We start from the raw sequence: 15,674 nt of genomic DNA on the forward strand, positions 1-15,674 counted from the left end.
GCCCACCCGCGGTGCGGCAAAGGATTTCCGGATCTTGCCGCCGGCGGCCTTCAGCTGACTGCCGCGTGCGCCAGGCGCGGCAGGTTGTGCAGGCTGACGTCGGCAACGCAGACCAGGTTGCGCAATTTTTGCGCGATCACTTCGGCGCGGTGCCAGCTCAGGCCGCCGATACCGATCTGCACGTCGAGCAGGTCGTCGCACTGGCTCACCTGCACGCTGTGCGGGGTGAGAAATTGCAGCGCGAACAGGTTCAGCACTCGGCACAGGGTGTCCGGCTCGGCTTCGGCCTGCAGGTGGTAGTGCACGGTGCTGTGCGCGGCCGTGGCGGCCCAGGCGTCGGTGCGGGGCGAAGTGAGGGGGCGTTCGAGTGCGTTCATGCTGGGTCTCCGCGAAAGTGCAGAAATTCTTGCACGTTCGGCGGGGCATATTTTCGCTATGATTCGGCCATTTACGATTTTGACGAATTAGTTAATTCGTTTTATGGCGCGTTGGAGAATCAATCATGCAAAGCGAACTGGACGCCTATGACCGGCGCATTCTCGAGGTACTGCAGGCGGACGCTTCATTGTCCAGTGCGCAGGTTGCCGAGCGCGTCGGACTGTCGCAATCGCCCTGCTGGCGCCGTATCCAGCGCCTGAAAGAGGAGGGGGTGATCCGCGGCCAGGTGACCCTGCTGGATCGCAAGAAGGTGGGGCTGAATACGCAGATCTTCGCCGAGGTGAAGCTCAATGCCCACGGCCGCTCGAACTTCGCCGAGTTCACCGAGGCGATCCGCGGCTTCCCCGAGGTGCTGGAGTGCTACGTGCTGATGGGCTCGGTGGATTTCCTGCTGCGTATTGTCACCCCGGACATCGAAGCCTACGAACGGTTCTTCTTCGAAAAGCTGTCGAATGTGCCGGGGATCCAGGAGGTCAATTCGATCGTGGCCTTGTCCGAGATCAAGTCCACGACCAGCCTGCCCTTAACGCGCTGAGGGCGATTTGAGCAGGTACTTCCAGGCGCGGTTCTGTTCGATGGCACGGGCTTGCTCGATGCGTGCTTCCAGCAGCTCGTCCTTGTGCTCATCGACCAGCGCTTGCTCGGCCAGCTCATGCAGCTTGTTCAGTTCACCGTACAGGCGGTCCTGCTGGGGCAGGTCGAGCACCTGGCGGGCATGGTGCATCCAGGCCTGTACCGACTCGATGCGCGGCAGCTGCTCGGCCAGGTCTTCCGGGCGCTGCACGTACAGCGGCAGCTTGAGGGCGCGGGCTTCTTCGCCGAGCAAGTGCTGCAGCCAGCTGGCCAGTTGCGCCTTGCCCTGGCGTTCGCCACGGCCTTTGCGTTCGACGGTCCAGGCACGGGCGCTCAGCCAGCGCGCGGTCTGCAGGGAGAACTGGCCCCAGCGCGGGTCTTCCAGCTCTTCGGTGAACTGCTCGGGCGCGGCGCGGCGGATGTCTTCGTCCTCGTTGCCGGCCAGCACCAGCGGGCGCCAGTCTTCCAGCAGGGCGTCGAGGCTGGCGCGCAGCTCGCGGGTGGCAGCGCGCGGCGCGGCCTGACCAAGGCTGCCAGTGAGTGCGCGCAGTTCGGCCAGGCAGCGCACCCAGTCCTGCAGCAGGCGCCAGTGGCCGGTGTGGCGGTACTGCTCGGCCAGGCGCTGGCTGCTGCCGAGCAATTGCCAGGCGAGGGCGGCGAAGGCGTCGTCCACTGGCATTTCGGCATCCAGCTCGGCGGTCGGCAGGTCCAGCTCGTAGCTGCCTTCGTCGAGCAGGCGGTAGCCGCGTTCGGCCTTGCTGATGTCACAGGGCATCAGTGGCAGCGTGGCGGCCAGTTCGGCGGCCAGCTCCAGCAGCGCTTCGGGCGCGCCTTCGCGCAGCTCGAGCTCCAGCTCGCAGATGGCTTCCTTGCGTTTGCCGGCGATCACGAAGCCTTGGTCCAGCGCAGCCTCGATCACCACCTTGGCCTTGCCACGGCCCCAGGAAATTTCCGCGTACTCGCGGGTGAAGTCGGTGGTGAACAACGGCTTGATGGTTTTCTTGTCGAGCTCGGCCAGTTGCTCGGGCCAGCAGCTGGCGTCGAGCTTCTTCAGGTCGAGCTTGACCTTGTCCAGCTGCCACTCGTGCTCGTTGCGCTCGGACAGGCCGGCCACGCTCTGGCCGCGGCACTTGAGGGTCTGGATGATCACCTCGCCGTCACGGCGCAGGCGCAGGGCGACCCGGGCGGCGGACAGCTCACGCTCGGGGGTGTCGAAATACTGATTGAGCAGTTCGCGGGTCTGCCAGCCGGACTTGTTGCGCTTTTTCAGCAGCGGGTGCTCGCGTAGGGCGGCAAGGGTCTCGGGGCTGGCGCGGAGTTTGAGTTCGGTTTCAGTGTGCATCGCGGGCTCGCAGGGAGGGGGCATCGTTGCCGGGCAGTCTACAGGAGTCGGCTGTGGCCTGCCGGTTTTGGGGCCGCTTTGCGGCCCATCGCGGGTAAACCCGCTCCCACAGGGATTGCGTGGCACCCGGCAATCGCTTGCTCTGCGCAGGGATGGCATTGTTATGATGAGCTTCGATGCCGTCGAGGAGTCCGCGCATGCCGTTGCCGTCGCTGAAAGACCAGTTCGCCGCCCTGATCGCCGCCCCGTCGGTCAGTTGCACCCAGCCTGCGCTGGACCAGTCCAACCGCCCGGTCATCGACCTGCTGGCCGGTTGGCTGGGCGACCTGGGCTTCAAATGCGAGATCCAGCAGGTCACCCCCGGCAAGTTCAACCTGCTGGCCAGCCGCGGCACCGGCCCGGGCGGGCTGGTGCTGGCGGGGCACAGCGACACCGTGCCCTACGACCCGCAGCTGTGGAAAAGCGACCCGCTGAAGCTGACCGAGGTCGATGGCCGCTGGGTCGGGCTGGGCAGCTGCGACATGAAGGGCTTCTTCGCCCTGGTCATCGACGCGGTGATTCCGCTGCTGGAGCACGACTTCAAGCAACCGCTGCTGATCCTCGCCACCTGCGACGAGGAGAGCTCGATGTCCGGCGCCCGCGCCCTGGCCGAAGCCGGCCAGCCGCTGGGCCGCGCGGCGGTGATCGGCGAGCCCACCGGGCTCAAGCCGATCCGCATGCACAAGGGTATCCTCATGGACCGCATCGACATCCTTGGGCGCAGCGGCCATTCGTCGGACCCGTCCCTCGGCCACAGCGCCCTGGAGGCCATGCATGCGGTGATGGGCGAGTTGATGAGCCTGCGCCGCGGCTGGCAGGAAAAGTACCGCAACCCCCAGTTCACGGTGCCCACGCCAACCCTGAATTTCGGCTGCATCCATGGCGGCGACAACCCCAACCGGATTTGCGGCCAGTGCGCGCTGGAGTTCGACCTGCGCCCGCTGCCGGGCATGGATGTCGAGCAGTTGCGCGCGGCCATTCGCGGCAAACTGGCGCCGTTGGCCGAGCGCCACGAGGTGCGCATCGACTACGCGCCGCTGTTCCCCGAGGTGCCGCCCTTCGAGCAGGCCGCCGACTGCGAACTGGTGCAACTGGCCGAACGTCTGACCGGCCATCGCGCCGAAGCGGTGGCCTTTGGCACCGAAGCGCCTTATCTTCAGCAGCTCGGTTGCCAGACCATCGTGCTCGGCCCAGGCGACATCGCCTGTGCCCACCAGCCTGGCGAGTACCTGGAAATGTCACGTATCGAGCCTACCGTGCGTCTATTGCGTGACCTGATCCGGCACTATTGCCTGAGCTAAACGTCCATTGAGCTGATTCGTTCCTGCCTAGAGGAGACCGCGCGTGACCGCAAGCCTGTTCCGACGATGACTTTCGAACGTTGTGCGCCTTTTCGTTCTCCGTTCACTTATCCACAGGCCTCGTCATGCCCGATTACGTCAACTGGCTGCGCCATGCTTCTCCCTACATCAACGCCCACCGCGACTGCACCTTCGTGGTCATGCTCCCGGGCGATGGTGTGGAACACCCGAACTTCGGCAATATCGTCCACGACCTGGTGCTGTTGCACAGCCTCGGCGTGCGGCTGGTGCTGGTGCACGGCTCGCGCCCGCAGATCGAAAGCCGCCTGGCCGCCCGCGGCCTGACCCCGCACTATCACCATGGCTTGCGGATCACCGACGCGGCCACCCTCGACTGCGTGATCGATGCGGTCGGCGCCCTGCGCCTGGCCATCGAGGCACGCCTGTCGATGGACATGGCGGCTTCGCCGATGCAGGGCTCGCGCCTGCGCGTGGCTTCCGGCAACCTGGTCACCGCGCGGCCGATCGGCGTGCTGGAGGGGGTCGATTACCACCACACCGGCGAAGTGCGCCGGGTCGACCGCAAGGGCATCAACCGCCTGCTCGATGAGCGCTCCATCGTGCTGCTGTCGCCCCTGGGCTACTCGCCGACCGGCGAGATCTTCAACCTGGCCTGCGAAGACGTGGCCACCCGCGCCGCGATCGAGCTGGGTGCCGACAAGCTGCTGCTGTTCGGCGCCGAACCCGGCCTGCTGGATGAGAAGGGGCAACTGGTACGCGAACTGCGCCCGCAACACATTGCGCCGCACCTGCAGCGCTTGGGCAGCGATTACCAGGCGGAATTGCTGGACGCGGCCGCCGAGGCCTGCAAGGGCGGGGTGGCGCGCAGCCATATCGTCAGCTACGCCGAAGATGGCGCGCTGCTGACCGAGCTGTTCACCCGCGGTGGCGGCGGCACGCTGGTGTCCCAGGAGCAGTTCGAAGTGGTGCGCGAGGCGACCATCGACGATGTCGGTGGCCTGCTGGATTTGATCAGCCCGCTGGAAGAGCAGGGCATCCTGGTGCGCCGTTCGCGCGAGGTGCTGGAGCGGGAGATCGAGCAGTTCAGCGTGGTCGAACGCGAGGGCATGATCATCGCCTGTGCGGCGCTGTACCCGATTGCCGATTCCGAGGCGGGGGAGCTGGCGTGCCTGGCGGTGAACCCGGAGTACCGGCATGGCGGGCGTGGCGACGAGTTGCTCGAGCGCATCGAGGCGCGGGCTCGGCAGTTGGGGTTGAAGACCTTGTTCGTGCTGACGACCCGGACCGCGCACTGGTTCCGCGAACGTGGCTTTGCGCCCTGTGGCGTGGAGCAGCTGCCGGCGGCGCGGGCGTCGCTGTATAACTTCCAGCGTAATTCGAAAATTTTCGAGAAGCCGCTCTGACGACATCGCGGGGCAAGCCCGCTCCCACGTCGAACAGCGTGGGAGCGGGCTTGCCCCGCGATGCGATCTTGAAACAAAACGCCGCCCCTGAGGGCGGCGTTTTCGTTTACACGGTATGCAGGTACCAGTTGTACTCGAGGTCGGAGATCGAATGCTCGAACTCCTCCAGCTCGCTCTCCTTGCACGCGACGAAGATGTCGATGTACTTCGGATCGATGTACTTGTTGAGGATCTCGCTGTCGTCCAGCTCGCGCAGGGCATCGCGCAGGTTGTTCGGCAGGCTCTGCTCCAGCTGCTCGTACGAGTTGCCTTCGATCGGCTCACCCGGTTCGACCTGGTTGGTCAGACCGTGGTGCACGCCGGCCAGTACGGCCGCCATCATCAGGTACGGGTTGGCATCGGCACCGGCGACGCGGTGTTCGATGCGCACCGAGTCCGGCGAACCTGTAGGTACACGCAGGGCCACGGTGCGGTTGTCCAGGCCCCAGCTCGGCGCGTTGGGCACGTAGAACTGCGCGCCGAAGCGGCGGTACGAGTTGACGTTGGGGCAGAGGAACGCCATCGAGGCGGGCAGGGTCTCGAGCACACCGCCGACAGCGTGACGTAGCGCGGCGTTCTGCTCGGGATCCTCGCTGGTGAAGATGTTGTTGCCATCTTTGTCCAGCACGGAGATGTGTACATGCAGGCCGTTGCCTGCCTGGCCCGGGTAGGGCTTGGCCATGAAGGTGGTGTCCATTTCATGGTCGTAGGCGATGTTCTTGATCAGCCGCTTGAGCAGCACCGCGTAGTCACAGGCCTTGAGCGGGTCGGCAACGTGATGCAGGTTGACTTCGAACTGTGCCGGGGCGCTTTCCTTGACGATCGCGTCGGCCGGGATGCCCTGCTCTTTCGCGCCTTCGAGGATGTCCTGCAGGCAGTCGGCGTATTCGTCGAGGTCGTCGATCAGGTACACCTGGGTCGACTGCGGGCGCTTGCCCGAAATCGGCGAGCGTGGCGGCTGCGGGCGGCCGTTCACGTTCTCCTGGTCGATCAGGTAGAACTCCAGCTCGAAAGCGGCGCAGATGGTCAGGCCCATGTCGGTGAACTTGCTCACCACCTGGCGCAACACTTCACGCGGGTCGGCGAAGAACGGCTCGCCTTCGAGTTCGTGCATGGTCATCAGCAATTGCGCGGTAGGGCGCTTCTGCCAGGGCTCGTTGCACAGGGTGTCGGGGATCGGGTAGCAGATGCGGTCGGCATCGCCGATGTCCAGACCGAGGCCCGTGCTTTCGACGGTCGAACCGTTGATGTCGAGGGCGAAGAGGGAGGCCGGCAGGTTGATGCCTTTCTCGTAAACCTTGTGCAGGCTCGTGCGCTCGATGCGCTTGCCACGAACCACACCATTCATATCTGCAATCAGAAGGTCAACGTAGAGAACCTCAGGATGTTCCTTAAGGAACGCGTTCGCTTCGTTAAGCTGAACGGCACGCGGGGGTACCGACATGATGCAACACCTTTGTTGTTAAAAATATCAATCAAGGGGGGCTTGCAACCCCAGTCAATCGGAAAGACCGGGTTAAGTCAAGCCAGCCCCATGATGCCCTGAAATGGCACGTCTACGGCAGATTTGCTGCATATCGGGGCGTGCCATTATCCGCTATTTTCGTGCTGAAGGGTTATCCAGAGCGGGCCGTGTTTTATTTTTTACGGAGTGGTTGTGTAAAAAAATGAACAAGGCTAAGCTCGGTCACAACCCAAAACACAATAATACGAGGGTCACATGGTCCGCCTGTCGAGACCTGCCAGCACCGCATGCACGGTGCGCTCAGGTACATCTCCCGGTTACCGTCCGATCATTGCACGCCTGCAACAGTGGGTGGCCGCAGTGGCCGCAATAATTGACGGTTCGCACAAAAAAACCATGCCTCGTAATGCGTTACTGCAAGTCTTCCTTTCTATCTGCCCTTTGCTTTCACCACGGAGCCACTCTTATGGAGTGTATCCACTGGCGTCCTGCGCGCAGGTTTTTGCTTTAGCCAGGCACTCCATCCAGAATCAAGGCGCGGGCCTGTCCAGGCCCCTCGGCGCTGTGTGCGCCGACTTTGACCGACGCCAGGCGTCAATGGCAGCCGGTTCCCTGCAACCGGGCCACATTACCTCCTGAGGTATTTATGAGTAACAACCTCGACCAGCTCACCGATTGGTTGAAAGAGCACAAGATCACCGAAGTGGAATGCCTGATCAGCGACCTGACCGGCATCACCCGCGGCAAGATCTCGCCAACCAACAAGTTCATCGCCGAAAAAGGCATGCGCCTGCCCGAGAGCGTGCTGCTGCAGACCGTGACCGGCGATTACGTCGACGACGACATCTATTACGAACTGCTCGACCCGGCCGACATCGACATGATCTGCCGCCCCGACGAGAACGCGGTGTTTCTCGTGCCCTGGGCCATCGAGCCGACCGCCCAGGTGATCCACGACACCTACGACAAGAAGGGCAACCCGGTCGAGCTGTCGCCGCGCAACGTGCTCAAGAAAGTCCTCAAGCTCTACGCCGACAAGGGCTGGCAGCCAATCGTCGCGCCAGAGATGGAGTTCTACCTGACCAAGCGCAGCGAAGACCCGGACTTCCCGCTGCAGCCGCCGGTAGGCCGCTCCGGCCGCCCGGAAACCGGCCGCCAGTCGTTCTCGATCGAGGCCGCCAACGAATTCGACCCGCTGTTCGAGGACGTCTATGACTGGTGCGAACTGCAGCAGCTCGACCTCGACACCCTGATCCACGAAGATGGCACCGCGCAGATGGAAATCAACTTCCGTCACGGCGACGCCCTGCACCTGGCCGACCAGATCCTGGTGTTCAAGCGCACCATGCGCGAGGCGGCGCTCAAGCACAACGTGGCCGCCACCTTCATGGCCAAGCCGATGACCGGCGAGCCGGGCAGTGCCATGCACCTGCACCAGAGCGTGGTCGATGCCGCCACCGGCAAGAACATCTTCTCCAATGCCGATGGCAGCATGAGCGAGCTGTTCCTCAACCACATCGGCGGTCTGCAGAAGTTCATCCCCGAGGCGCTGCCGCTGTTCGCCCCCAACGTCAACTCGTTCCGCCGCTTCCTGCCGGACACCTCGGCGCCGGTGAACGTCGAGTGGGGTGAAGAGAACCGCACCGTCGGCCTGCGCGTACCGGATGCCGGCCCGCAGAACCGCCGGGTCGAGAACCGCCTGCCGGGCGCCGACGCCAACCCGTACCTGGCCATCGCCGCCAGCCTGCTGTGCGGCTACATCGGCATGGTCGAAGGCATCCAGGCCAGCGCGCCGGTGCAGGGCCGCGGCTACGAGCGCCGTAACCTGCGCCTGCCGCTGACCATCGAGGATGCCCTCGAACGCATGGAAATCAGCCGGGCACTGGAGCAGTACCTGGGCAAGAAATTCATTGCCGGCTACGTCGCCACCAAGCGCGCCGAGCATGAAAACTTCAAGCGCGTCATCAGCTCCTGGGAGCGAGAGTTCCTGCTGTTTGCTGTGTGATCAACCCTGAGGCCGCCAGGGCGCGGCCACCGGACCATGGAGAAGCACATGAGCGTCAACAACCCGCAAACCCGTGAATGGCAGACCCTGAGCGGCGAGCACCACCTTGCACCTTTCAGCGACTACAAGCAGCTGAAGGAGAAGGGGCCGCGCATCATCACCAAGGCGCAGGGCGTGCATTTGTGGGACAGCGAGGGCCACAAGATCCTCGACGGCATGGCCGGCCTGTGGTGCGTGGCGGTGGGCTATGGCCGTGAAGAACTGGTGCAGGCGGCAGAAAAGCAGATGCGCGAGCTGCCGTACTACAACCTGTTCTTCCAGACCGCCCACCCGCCCGCGCTGGAGCTGGCCAAGGCGATCACCGACGTGGCGCCCGAGGGCATGACCCATGTGTTCTTCACCGGCTCCGGCTCCGAAGGCAACGACACCGTGCTGCGCATGGTCCGCCACTACTGGGCGCTCAAGGGCAAGCCGCACAAGCAGACCATCATCAGCCGCATCAACGGCTACCACGGCTCCACCTTCGCCGGCGTGTGCCTGGGCGGCATGAGCGGAATGCACGAGCAGGGCGGCCTGCCGATCCCAGGCATCGTGCACATTCCTCAGCCGTACTGGTTCGGCGAGGGCGGCGACATGAGCCCCGACGACTTCGGCGTGTGGGCTGCCGAGCAGCTTGAGAAAAAGATTCTGGAGGTGGGCGAAGACAACGTCGCCGCCTTCATCGCCGAGCCGATCCAGGGCGCCGGCGGCGTGATCATCCCGCCAGAGACCTACTGGCCGAAGGTCAAGGAGATCCTGGCGAAGTACGACATCCTGTTCGTCGCCGACGAAGTGATCTGTGGTTTCGGCCGCACCGGCGAGTGGTTCGGCTCCGACTACTACGACCTTGCGCCCGACCTGATGACCATCGCCAAGGGCCTGACCTCCGGTTACATCCCCATGGGCGGTGTGATCGTGCGTGACAAGGTGGCCAAGGTGATCAGCGAAGGTGGCGACTTCAACCACGGCTTCACCTATTCCGGCCACCCGGTGGCGGCCGCGGTGGGCCTGGAAAACCTGCGCATCCTGCGCGACGAGCACATCGTCGAGAAGGCGCGCACGGAAGTGGCACCCTACTTGCAAAAACGACTGCGTGAGCTGCAGGACCACCCACTGGTGGGCGAAGTGCGCGGCCTGGGCCTGCTCGGCGCGATCGAGCTGGTCAAGGACAAGGCCACCCGCAGCCGTTACGAGGGCAAGGGCGTGGGCATGGTCTGCCGCAACTTCTGCTTCGAAAACGGCCTGATCATGCGCGCCGTGGGCGACACCATGATCATCGCCCCGCCGCTGGTGATTACCCATGCCGAGGTGGACGAACTGGTGGAGAAGGCGCGCAAGTGCCTGGATTTGACGTACGAAGCGATCAAATGACGGTCTGCTAGGCTGGCGAGGTGACATTAAGTCATTACAAGGCTCTGGTTGTGTTGAAACAGCGCCTTGTAACTTGCCAGACTAACGGCTGTTTCAGTCGCCCAGCGCGTGCACCGTGGGCCCTGGCTGCTGAACAGATGGCTTGATAATAAATTCTGGAGCATTACGCATGAAGAAATTGGGCAAGACGCTGCTGGCCGCCGCCCTGATGGGTGCCGTGGCGACCGCTGTTCAGGCTGATGACAAAGTGCTGCACGTCTACAACTGGTCGGACTACATCGCCCCGGACACCGTGGCCAACTTCGAGAAGCAGACGGGCATCAAGGTCGTCTACGACGTCTTCGACAGCAACGAAACCCTCGAAGCCAAGCTGCTGGCGGGCAAGTCGGGCTACGACATCGTCGTGCCGTCCAACAACTTCCTGGCCAAGCAGATCAAGGCTGGCGTCTACCAGGAGCTGGACCGTTCCAAGCTGCCCAACTGGAAAAACCTCGACCCGGCCCTGCTCAAGGCCGTCGGCGACGCCAGCGACCCGGGCAACAAGTTCGCCTTCCCGTACATGTGGGGCTCCATCGGCATCGGCTACAACCCGGAGAAGGTCAAGGCCGCGCTGGGCGTGGACAAGATCGACTCGTGGGACGCCGTGTTCAAGCCTGAGAACATCGCCAAGCTCAAGAGCTGCGGCGTGAGCTTCCTCGATGCACCGACCGAGATGATCCCGGCCGCGCTGCACTACCTGGGCAAGCCAAGCGACAGCACCAAGAAGGAAGACCTGAAGGCCGCCGAAGACCTGTTCCTCAAGATCCGTCCTTCGATCACCTACTTCCACTCCTCCAAGTACATCTCCGACCTGGCCAACGGCAACATCTGCGTGGCCGTGGGTTACTCGGGTGACCTGGAGCAGTCCAAGGCCCGTGCCCACGAGGCCGGCGACAAGGTCAAGCTGAGCTACACCATTCCCAAGGAAGGTGCCGGCACCTTCTACGACATGGTCGCCATTCCGAAGGACGCCGAGAACGTCGAAGCGGCCTACAAGTTCATGGACTACCTGCTGCAACCGGAAGTGATGGCCGGCATTACCAATGCCGTGCGCTTCCCGAACGGCAACAAGGCGGCCACCCAGTTCGTGGACAAGGACATCACCAGCGACCCGGCCATCTACCCGTCCGATGAAGTGAAGGCACAGCTGTACGCCATCAAGGCGCCGGAGAAGTCTGCCCAGCGCGACATCACCCGTAGCTGGACCAAGATCAAGTCGGGCAAGTAAGCCCGATGCGGGACCCTCTGGGCCGGGCCTTTGCGGCCCAGAGGCAGCTTTAGGCAAATAAGTTTGCGGCATCGAAGCCGTGAAGGTAAGTTGCGCGCCGGTTTTGCGTGAGCGGCCAGGTTTTCCGCCCGCAAAGGCACTGATTGTAAGGAGCCCCCACTTGTCTATATCTGTATTGCGCAAGGCCTTGATGGCTGGAGCGGGCCTGACGCTGGCTTGCAGCGTCCAAGCGGCGCCCACGGTGCATATCTACAACTGGTCCGACTACATCGGGCCGACCACCCTCGCGGATTTCGAGAAAGAAACCGGTATCAAGCCGGTGCAGGACGTGTTCGATTCCAACGAAACCCTGGAAGGCAAACTGCTGGCCGGCAAGACCGGCTATGACGTAGTCGTGCCGTCCAACCATTTCCTCGGCAAGCAGATCAAGGCGGGCGCGTTCCAGAAGCTCGACAAGGGTCTGCTGCCCAACTATGCCAACCTCGACCCGGTGCTGATGAAGCGCCTCGAGAAGAACGACCCGGGCAATCAGTACGCGGTGCCCTACCTATGGGGTACCAACGGCATCGGCTACAACGTCGAGAAGGTCAAGGCGGTGCTGGGCACCGACAAGATCGACTCCTGGGCCGTGCTGTTCGAGCCCGAGAACATGAAGAAGCTCAGCAAATGCGGCGTGGCCTTCCTCGACTCGGCCGACGAGATGCTCCCGGCGGTGCTCAACTACATGGGCCTGAGCCCCAACAGCACCGACCCTGAAGACTACAAGAAGGCCGAGGCCAAGCTGTTGGCCGTGCGCCCTTACGTGACCTACTTCCACTCTTCGAAATACATCACCGACCTGGCCAACGGCGACATCTGCGTCGCGGCAGGCTTCTCCGGTGACGTGTTCCAGGCCAAGGCCCGCGCTGCTGAAGCGAAGAAGGGCGTGAACCTGGCCTACGCAATCCCGAAAGAAGGCGGCAACCTCTGGTTCGATGTGCTGGCGATCCCCAAGGACGCCAAGAACCTCAAAGAGGCCCACGCCTTCATCAACTATTTGCTGAAGCCTGAGGTTATCGCCCAGGTCAGTGATTACGTCGGTTACGCCAACCCGAACCCCAAGGCTGGCGACCTGATGGACCAGGCCGTGAGGACTGACGCCGCGGTTTACCCACCGCAGGAAGTGCTGGACAAGATGTTCGTCAACGCAGAGTTGCCACCCAAGGTGCAGCGCCTGATGACCCGCAGCTGGACCAAGGTCAAGTCGGGCAAGTAACAACAATCCAGGCCCGCCACGGCCCCTGTAGCAACAGGCCGTGTGGGCATATAAATCTTGTTGGGAGTTTCACTCATGGCAGTTGCCTCCGGTGCCTATAAGAAAGCCCTCGAGGGTGGCCAGCAACCCAAGCAGGTGCTGGTCAAGATCGACCGGGTCACGAAGAAGTTCGACGAAACCATAGCCGTGGACGATGTGTCCCTGGAAATCCGCAAAGGCGAGATCTTCGCCCTGCTGGGTGGCTCCGGTTCCGGTAAATCGACCCTGCTGCGCATGCTCGCCGGCTTCGAGCGCCCGACCGAGGGGCGGATCTTCCTCGACGGTGTCGACATCACCGACATGCCGCCCTACGAGCGGCCGATCAACATGATGTTCCAGTCCTACGCGCTGTTCCCGCACATGACCGTGGCGCAGAACATCGCCTTCGGTCTGCAGCAGGACAAGATGCCCAAGGCCGAGATCGACGCCCGCGTGGCCGAGATGCTCAAGCTGGTGCACATGACTCAGTACGCCAAGCGCAAGCCGCACCAGCTGTCCGGTGGCCAGCGCCAGCGTGTGGCCCTGGCCCGTTCGCTGGCCAAGCGCCCCAAGCTGCTGCTGCTCGACGAACCGATGGGCGCGCTGGACAAGAAGCTGCGCTCGCAGATGCAACTGGAGCTGGTGGAGATCATCGAGCGCGTGGGCGTGACCTGCGTGATGGTGACCCACGACCAGGAAGAGGCCATGACCATGGCCCAGCGCATCGCCATCATGCACCTGGGCTGGATTGCCCAGATCGGCAGCCCGATCGACATCTATGAAACCCCGACCAGCCGCCTGGTCTGCGAGTTCATCGGCAACGTCAACCTGTTCGAAGGTGAAGTGGTCGAAGACGCCGAAGGCCACGCCGTCATTGCCAGCCCGGAGCTGGAGCGCAAGATCTACGTCGGCCACGGCATCACCACCTCGGTGGAAGACAAGCACATCACCTACGCCCTGCGCCCGGAGAAACTGCTGGTCACCACCACGCAGCCAACCTGCGAGCACAACTGGTCGCGTGGCAAGGTTCACGACATCGCCTACCTCGGTGGCCACTCGGTGTTCTACGTCGAGCTGCCCAGTGGCAAGGTCGTCCAGTCGTTCGTCGCCAACGCCGAGCGTCAGGGCACCCGCCCTACCTGGGGTGACGAAGTGTACGTGTGGTGGGAAGACGACAGCGGCGTGGTACTGCGGTCATGAAACTGCGCAAGCTCAAGCGAGCCTTCCAGCGCCTGACCCCGGAGGGGCGGCACCTGGTGATCGGCGTGCCGTTCATCTGGCTGTTCCTGTTCTTCATGCTGCCGTTCTTCATCGTGTTGAAGATCAGCTTCGCCGAAGCCGACGTGGCGATCCCGCCCTACACCGAGATCTACACCTATCTCGAAGGCAAGGTGCAGCTGGTGCTGAACCTGGCCAACTATGGCCTGCTCACCGAAGACGAGCTGTACATCTCGGCCTACCTCGGTTCGTTGAAGGTCGCCCTGTTCAGCACCCTGTTGTGCCTGCTGATCGGCTACCCGATGGCCTATGCCATCTCCAAAGCCAAGAAGGAGTCGCAGACCGTCCTGCTGCTGCTGATCATGATGCCGACCTGGACCGCGATCCTGATCCGCGTCTACGCCTGGATGGGCATCCTCAGCAACAACGGGCTGCTCAACAGCTTCCTGCTGTGGCTGGGGCTGATCGACCAGCCGCTGCAGATCCTCAACACCAACCTGGCGGTGTATATCGGCGTGGTCTATTCGTACCTGCCGTTCATGATCCTGCCGCTGTACGCCAACCTGGTGAAGCACGACGAAAGCCTGCTCGAGGCAGCATCGGACCTGGGTTCGAGCACCTTCAACAGCTTCTGGAAGATCACCGTGCCGCTGTCCAAGAACGGCATCATCGCCGGTTGCATGCTGGTGTTCATCCCGGTGGTGGGCGAGTTCGTGATTCCTGAACTGCTCGGCGGCCCGGAAACCCTGATGATCGGCAAGGTGCTGTGGCAGGAGTTCTTCAACAACCGTGACTGGCCGGTAGCGTCCGCGCTGGCAGTGGTGATGCTGGCGATCCTGATCGTGCCCATCCTGCTGTTCAACCGCAGCCAGGCCAAAGAGATGGAGGGTCGGGCATGAAACGCTTCAGTTTCTCCAACCTGATGCTGATCATCGGCTTGCTGTTCATCTACCTGCCGATGCTGATCCTGGTGATCTACTCGTTCAACGCCTCCAAACTGGTGACGGTGTGGGGCGGCTGGTCGGTGAAGTGGTACGTCGGCCTGCTCGACAACAGCCAGCTGATGGGTTCGGTGATGCGCTCGCTGGAGATCGCCTGCTACACGGCGGTCGCCGCCGTGGCACTGGGCACCCTGGCGGCCTTCGTGCTGACCCGGGTCACCCGCTTCAAGGGCCGCACGCTGTTCGGTGGCCTGGTCACCGCGCCGCTGGTAATGCCCGAGGTGATCACCGGTCTGTCGCTGTTGCTGCTGTTCGTGGCCATGGCGCAGATGATCGGCTGGCCCCAGGAGCGTGGCATCGTCACCATCTGGATCGCCCACACCACGTTCTGCGCCGCCTACGTGGCGGTGGTGGTGTCGGCGCGCCTGCGTGAGCTGGACCTGTCGATCGAAGAAGCGGCCATGGACCTGGGTGCCAAGCCGTGGAAGGTGTTCTTCCTGATCACCATCCCGATGATCGCGCCATCGTTGGCGGCGGGCGGCATGATGTCGTTCGCCCTGTCGCTGGACGACCTGGTGCTGGCCAGCTTCGTGTCCGGCCCCGGCTCGACCACGCTGCCGATGGAAGTGTTCTCGGCCGTGCGCCTCGGTGTTAAGCCCGAGATCAACGCCGTGGCCAGCCTGATCCTGCTGTCGGTGTCGCTGGTGACCTTCCTGGTCTGGTACTTCAGCCGCCAGGCCGAAGAACGTCGCCGCAAGGCGATCCAGCAGGCCATCGAAGAAGGCGCCGCGGCCAACGTTTCGCAGCCGCAGGTGCGTCGCCCCGCTCAGGTCGCCACTTCGGCCTGAGTCCTTCGCGGGTAAACCCGCTCCCACAGGGACGGCGGTGTCCTCGGACATGGCGCCAGCCCTGTGGGAGCGGGTTCACCCGCGAATCACC

13 protein-coding genes are annotated in these 15,674 nt (G+C 63.3%); 10 read left to right on the forward strand and 3 right to left on the reverse strand.

Annotated elements, in window-relative coordinates; genetic code table 11:
• Positions 1-50 precede the first annotated feature (50 nt).
• Entirely contained in the window at positions 51-377 is a 327-nt protein-coding gene (locus ABE459_RS10610; RefSeq protein ID WP_125462187.1) for a hypothetical protein, read from the reverse strand.
• A 125-nt stretch (positions 378-502) separates the two neighbouring features.
• Here ABE459_RS10610 and ABE459_RS10615 point away from each other — a divergent pair, with 125 nt between their 5' ends.
• Positions 503-973 (forward strand): Lrp/AsnC family transcriptional regulator, encoded by a 471-nt coding sequence (locus ABE459_RS10615; protein ID WP_110992159.1) that lies wholly within the window; start codon positions 503-505, stop codon positions 971-973.
• Here ABE459_RS10615 and ABE459_RS10620 read toward each other — a convergent pair.
• Positions 962-2,353: a CYTH domain-containing protein gene (locus tag ABE459_RS10620; protein ID WP_125462188.1), complete on the reverse strand. Its 1,392-nt coding sequence runs from the start codon at positions 2,351-2,353 to the stop codon at positions 962-964. The two genes, ABE459_RS10615 and ABE459_RS10620, sit on opposite strands and share 12 nt — an antisense overlap.
• A 197-nt stretch (positions 2,354-2,550) precedes the next feature.
• Between ABE459_RS10620 and argE the strand changes: the two genes are divergently transcribed.
• Together argE and argA are read left to right on the forward strand one after the other, a co-directional pair.
• Positions 2,551-3,693: an acetylornithine deacetylase gene (gene argE, locus ABE459_RS10625; RefSeq protein ID WP_125857089.1), complete on the forward strand. Its 1,143-nt coding sequence runs from the start codon at positions 2,551-2,553 to the stop codon at positions 3,691-3,693.
• 125 nt (positions 3,694-3,818) lie between these two features.
• Entirely contained in the window at positions 3,819-5,117 is a 1,299-nt protein-coding gene (argA, locus tag ABE459_RS10630) for an amino-acid N-acetyltransferase (protein ID WP_125462190.1), read from the forward strand.
• 106 nt (positions 5,118-5,223) lie between these two features.
• Here the strand turns inward: argA and ABE459_RS10635 are convergent, their stop codons facing one another.
• Positions 5,224-6,600 carry a glutamine synthetase family protein gene (locus tag ABE459_RS10635; protein ID WP_125462191.1) on the reverse strand — a complete coding sequence of 459 codons (1,377 nt, stop codon included), beginning with the start codon at positions 6,598-6,600 and terminating at the stop codon, positions 5,224-5,226.
• A gap of 667 nt (positions 6,601-7,267) precedes the next feature.
• Here ABE459_RS10635 and ABE459_RS10640 point away from each other — a divergent pair.
• The 7 genes from ABE459_RS10640 to ABE459_RS10670 all read left to right on the forward strand — a co-directional run bounded on the left by ABE459_RS10640 (position 7,268) and on the right by ABE459_RS10670 (position 15,583).
• Entirely contained in the window at positions 7,268-8,626 is a 1,359-nt protein-coding gene (locus tag ABE459_RS10640; RefSeq protein ID WP_125462192.1) for a glutamine synthetase family protein, read from the forward strand.
• Positions 8,627-8,674: 48 nt separating this feature from the next.
• Entirely contained in the window at positions 8,675-10,036 is a 1,362-nt protein-coding gene (locus ABE459_RS10645; RefSeq protein ID WP_323830018.1) for an aspartate aminotransferase family protein, read from the forward strand.
• A gap of 169 nt (positions 10,037-10,205) precedes the next feature.
• On the forward strand, positions 10,206-11,303 hold the full coding sequence (locus ABE459_RS10650) for a polyamine ABC transporter substrate-binding protein (RefSeq protein ID WP_125462194.1): 1,098 nt from the start codon (positions 10,206-10,208) through the stop codon (positions 11,301-11,303).
• Between the two features lie 160 nt (positions 11,304-11,463).
• Complete coding sequence (locus tag ABE459_RS10655) at positions 11,464-12,558, forward strand: polyamine ABC transporter substrate-binding protein (protein WP_125462195.1); 1,095 nt, start codon at positions 11,464-11,466, stop codon at positions 12,556-12,558.
• A 75-nt stretch (positions 12,559-12,633) separates the two neighbouring features.
• The gene (potA, locus tag ABE459_RS10660; protein ID WP_110992168.1) at positions 12,634-13,776 is read left to right on the forward strand and encodes a polyamine ABC transporter ATP-binding protein; all 1,143 of its coding nucleotides are present in this window, start codon (positions 12,634-12,636) and stop codon (positions 13,774-13,776) included.
• Positions 13,773-14,693 carry an ABC transporter permease subunit gene (locus tag ABE459_RS10665; RefSeq protein WP_189654508.1) on the forward strand — a complete coding sequence of 307 codons (921 nt, stop codon included), beginning with the start codon at positions 13,773-13,775 and terminating at the stop codon, positions 14,691-14,693. The genes potA and ABE459_RS10665 overlap by 4 nt, the downstream gene beginning before the upstream one ends.
• The gene (locus tag ABE459_RS10670; RefSeq protein WP_125462197.1) at positions 14,690-15,583 is read left to right on the forward strand and encodes an ABC transporter permease subunit; all 894 of its coding nucleotides are present in this window, start codon (positions 14,690-14,692) and stop codon (positions 15,581-15,583) included. The genes ABE459_RS10665 and ABE459_RS10670 overlap by 4 nt, the downstream gene beginning before the upstream one ends.
• Positions 15,584-15,674: the final 91 nt, after the last annotated feature.

It is taken from the genome of Pseudomonas sp. TWI923, from assembly GCF_039673365.1.
Lineage (GTDB): Bacteria > Pseudomonadota > Gammaproteobacteria > Pseudomonadales > Pseudomonadaceae > Aquipseudomonas > Aquipseudomonas sichuanensis.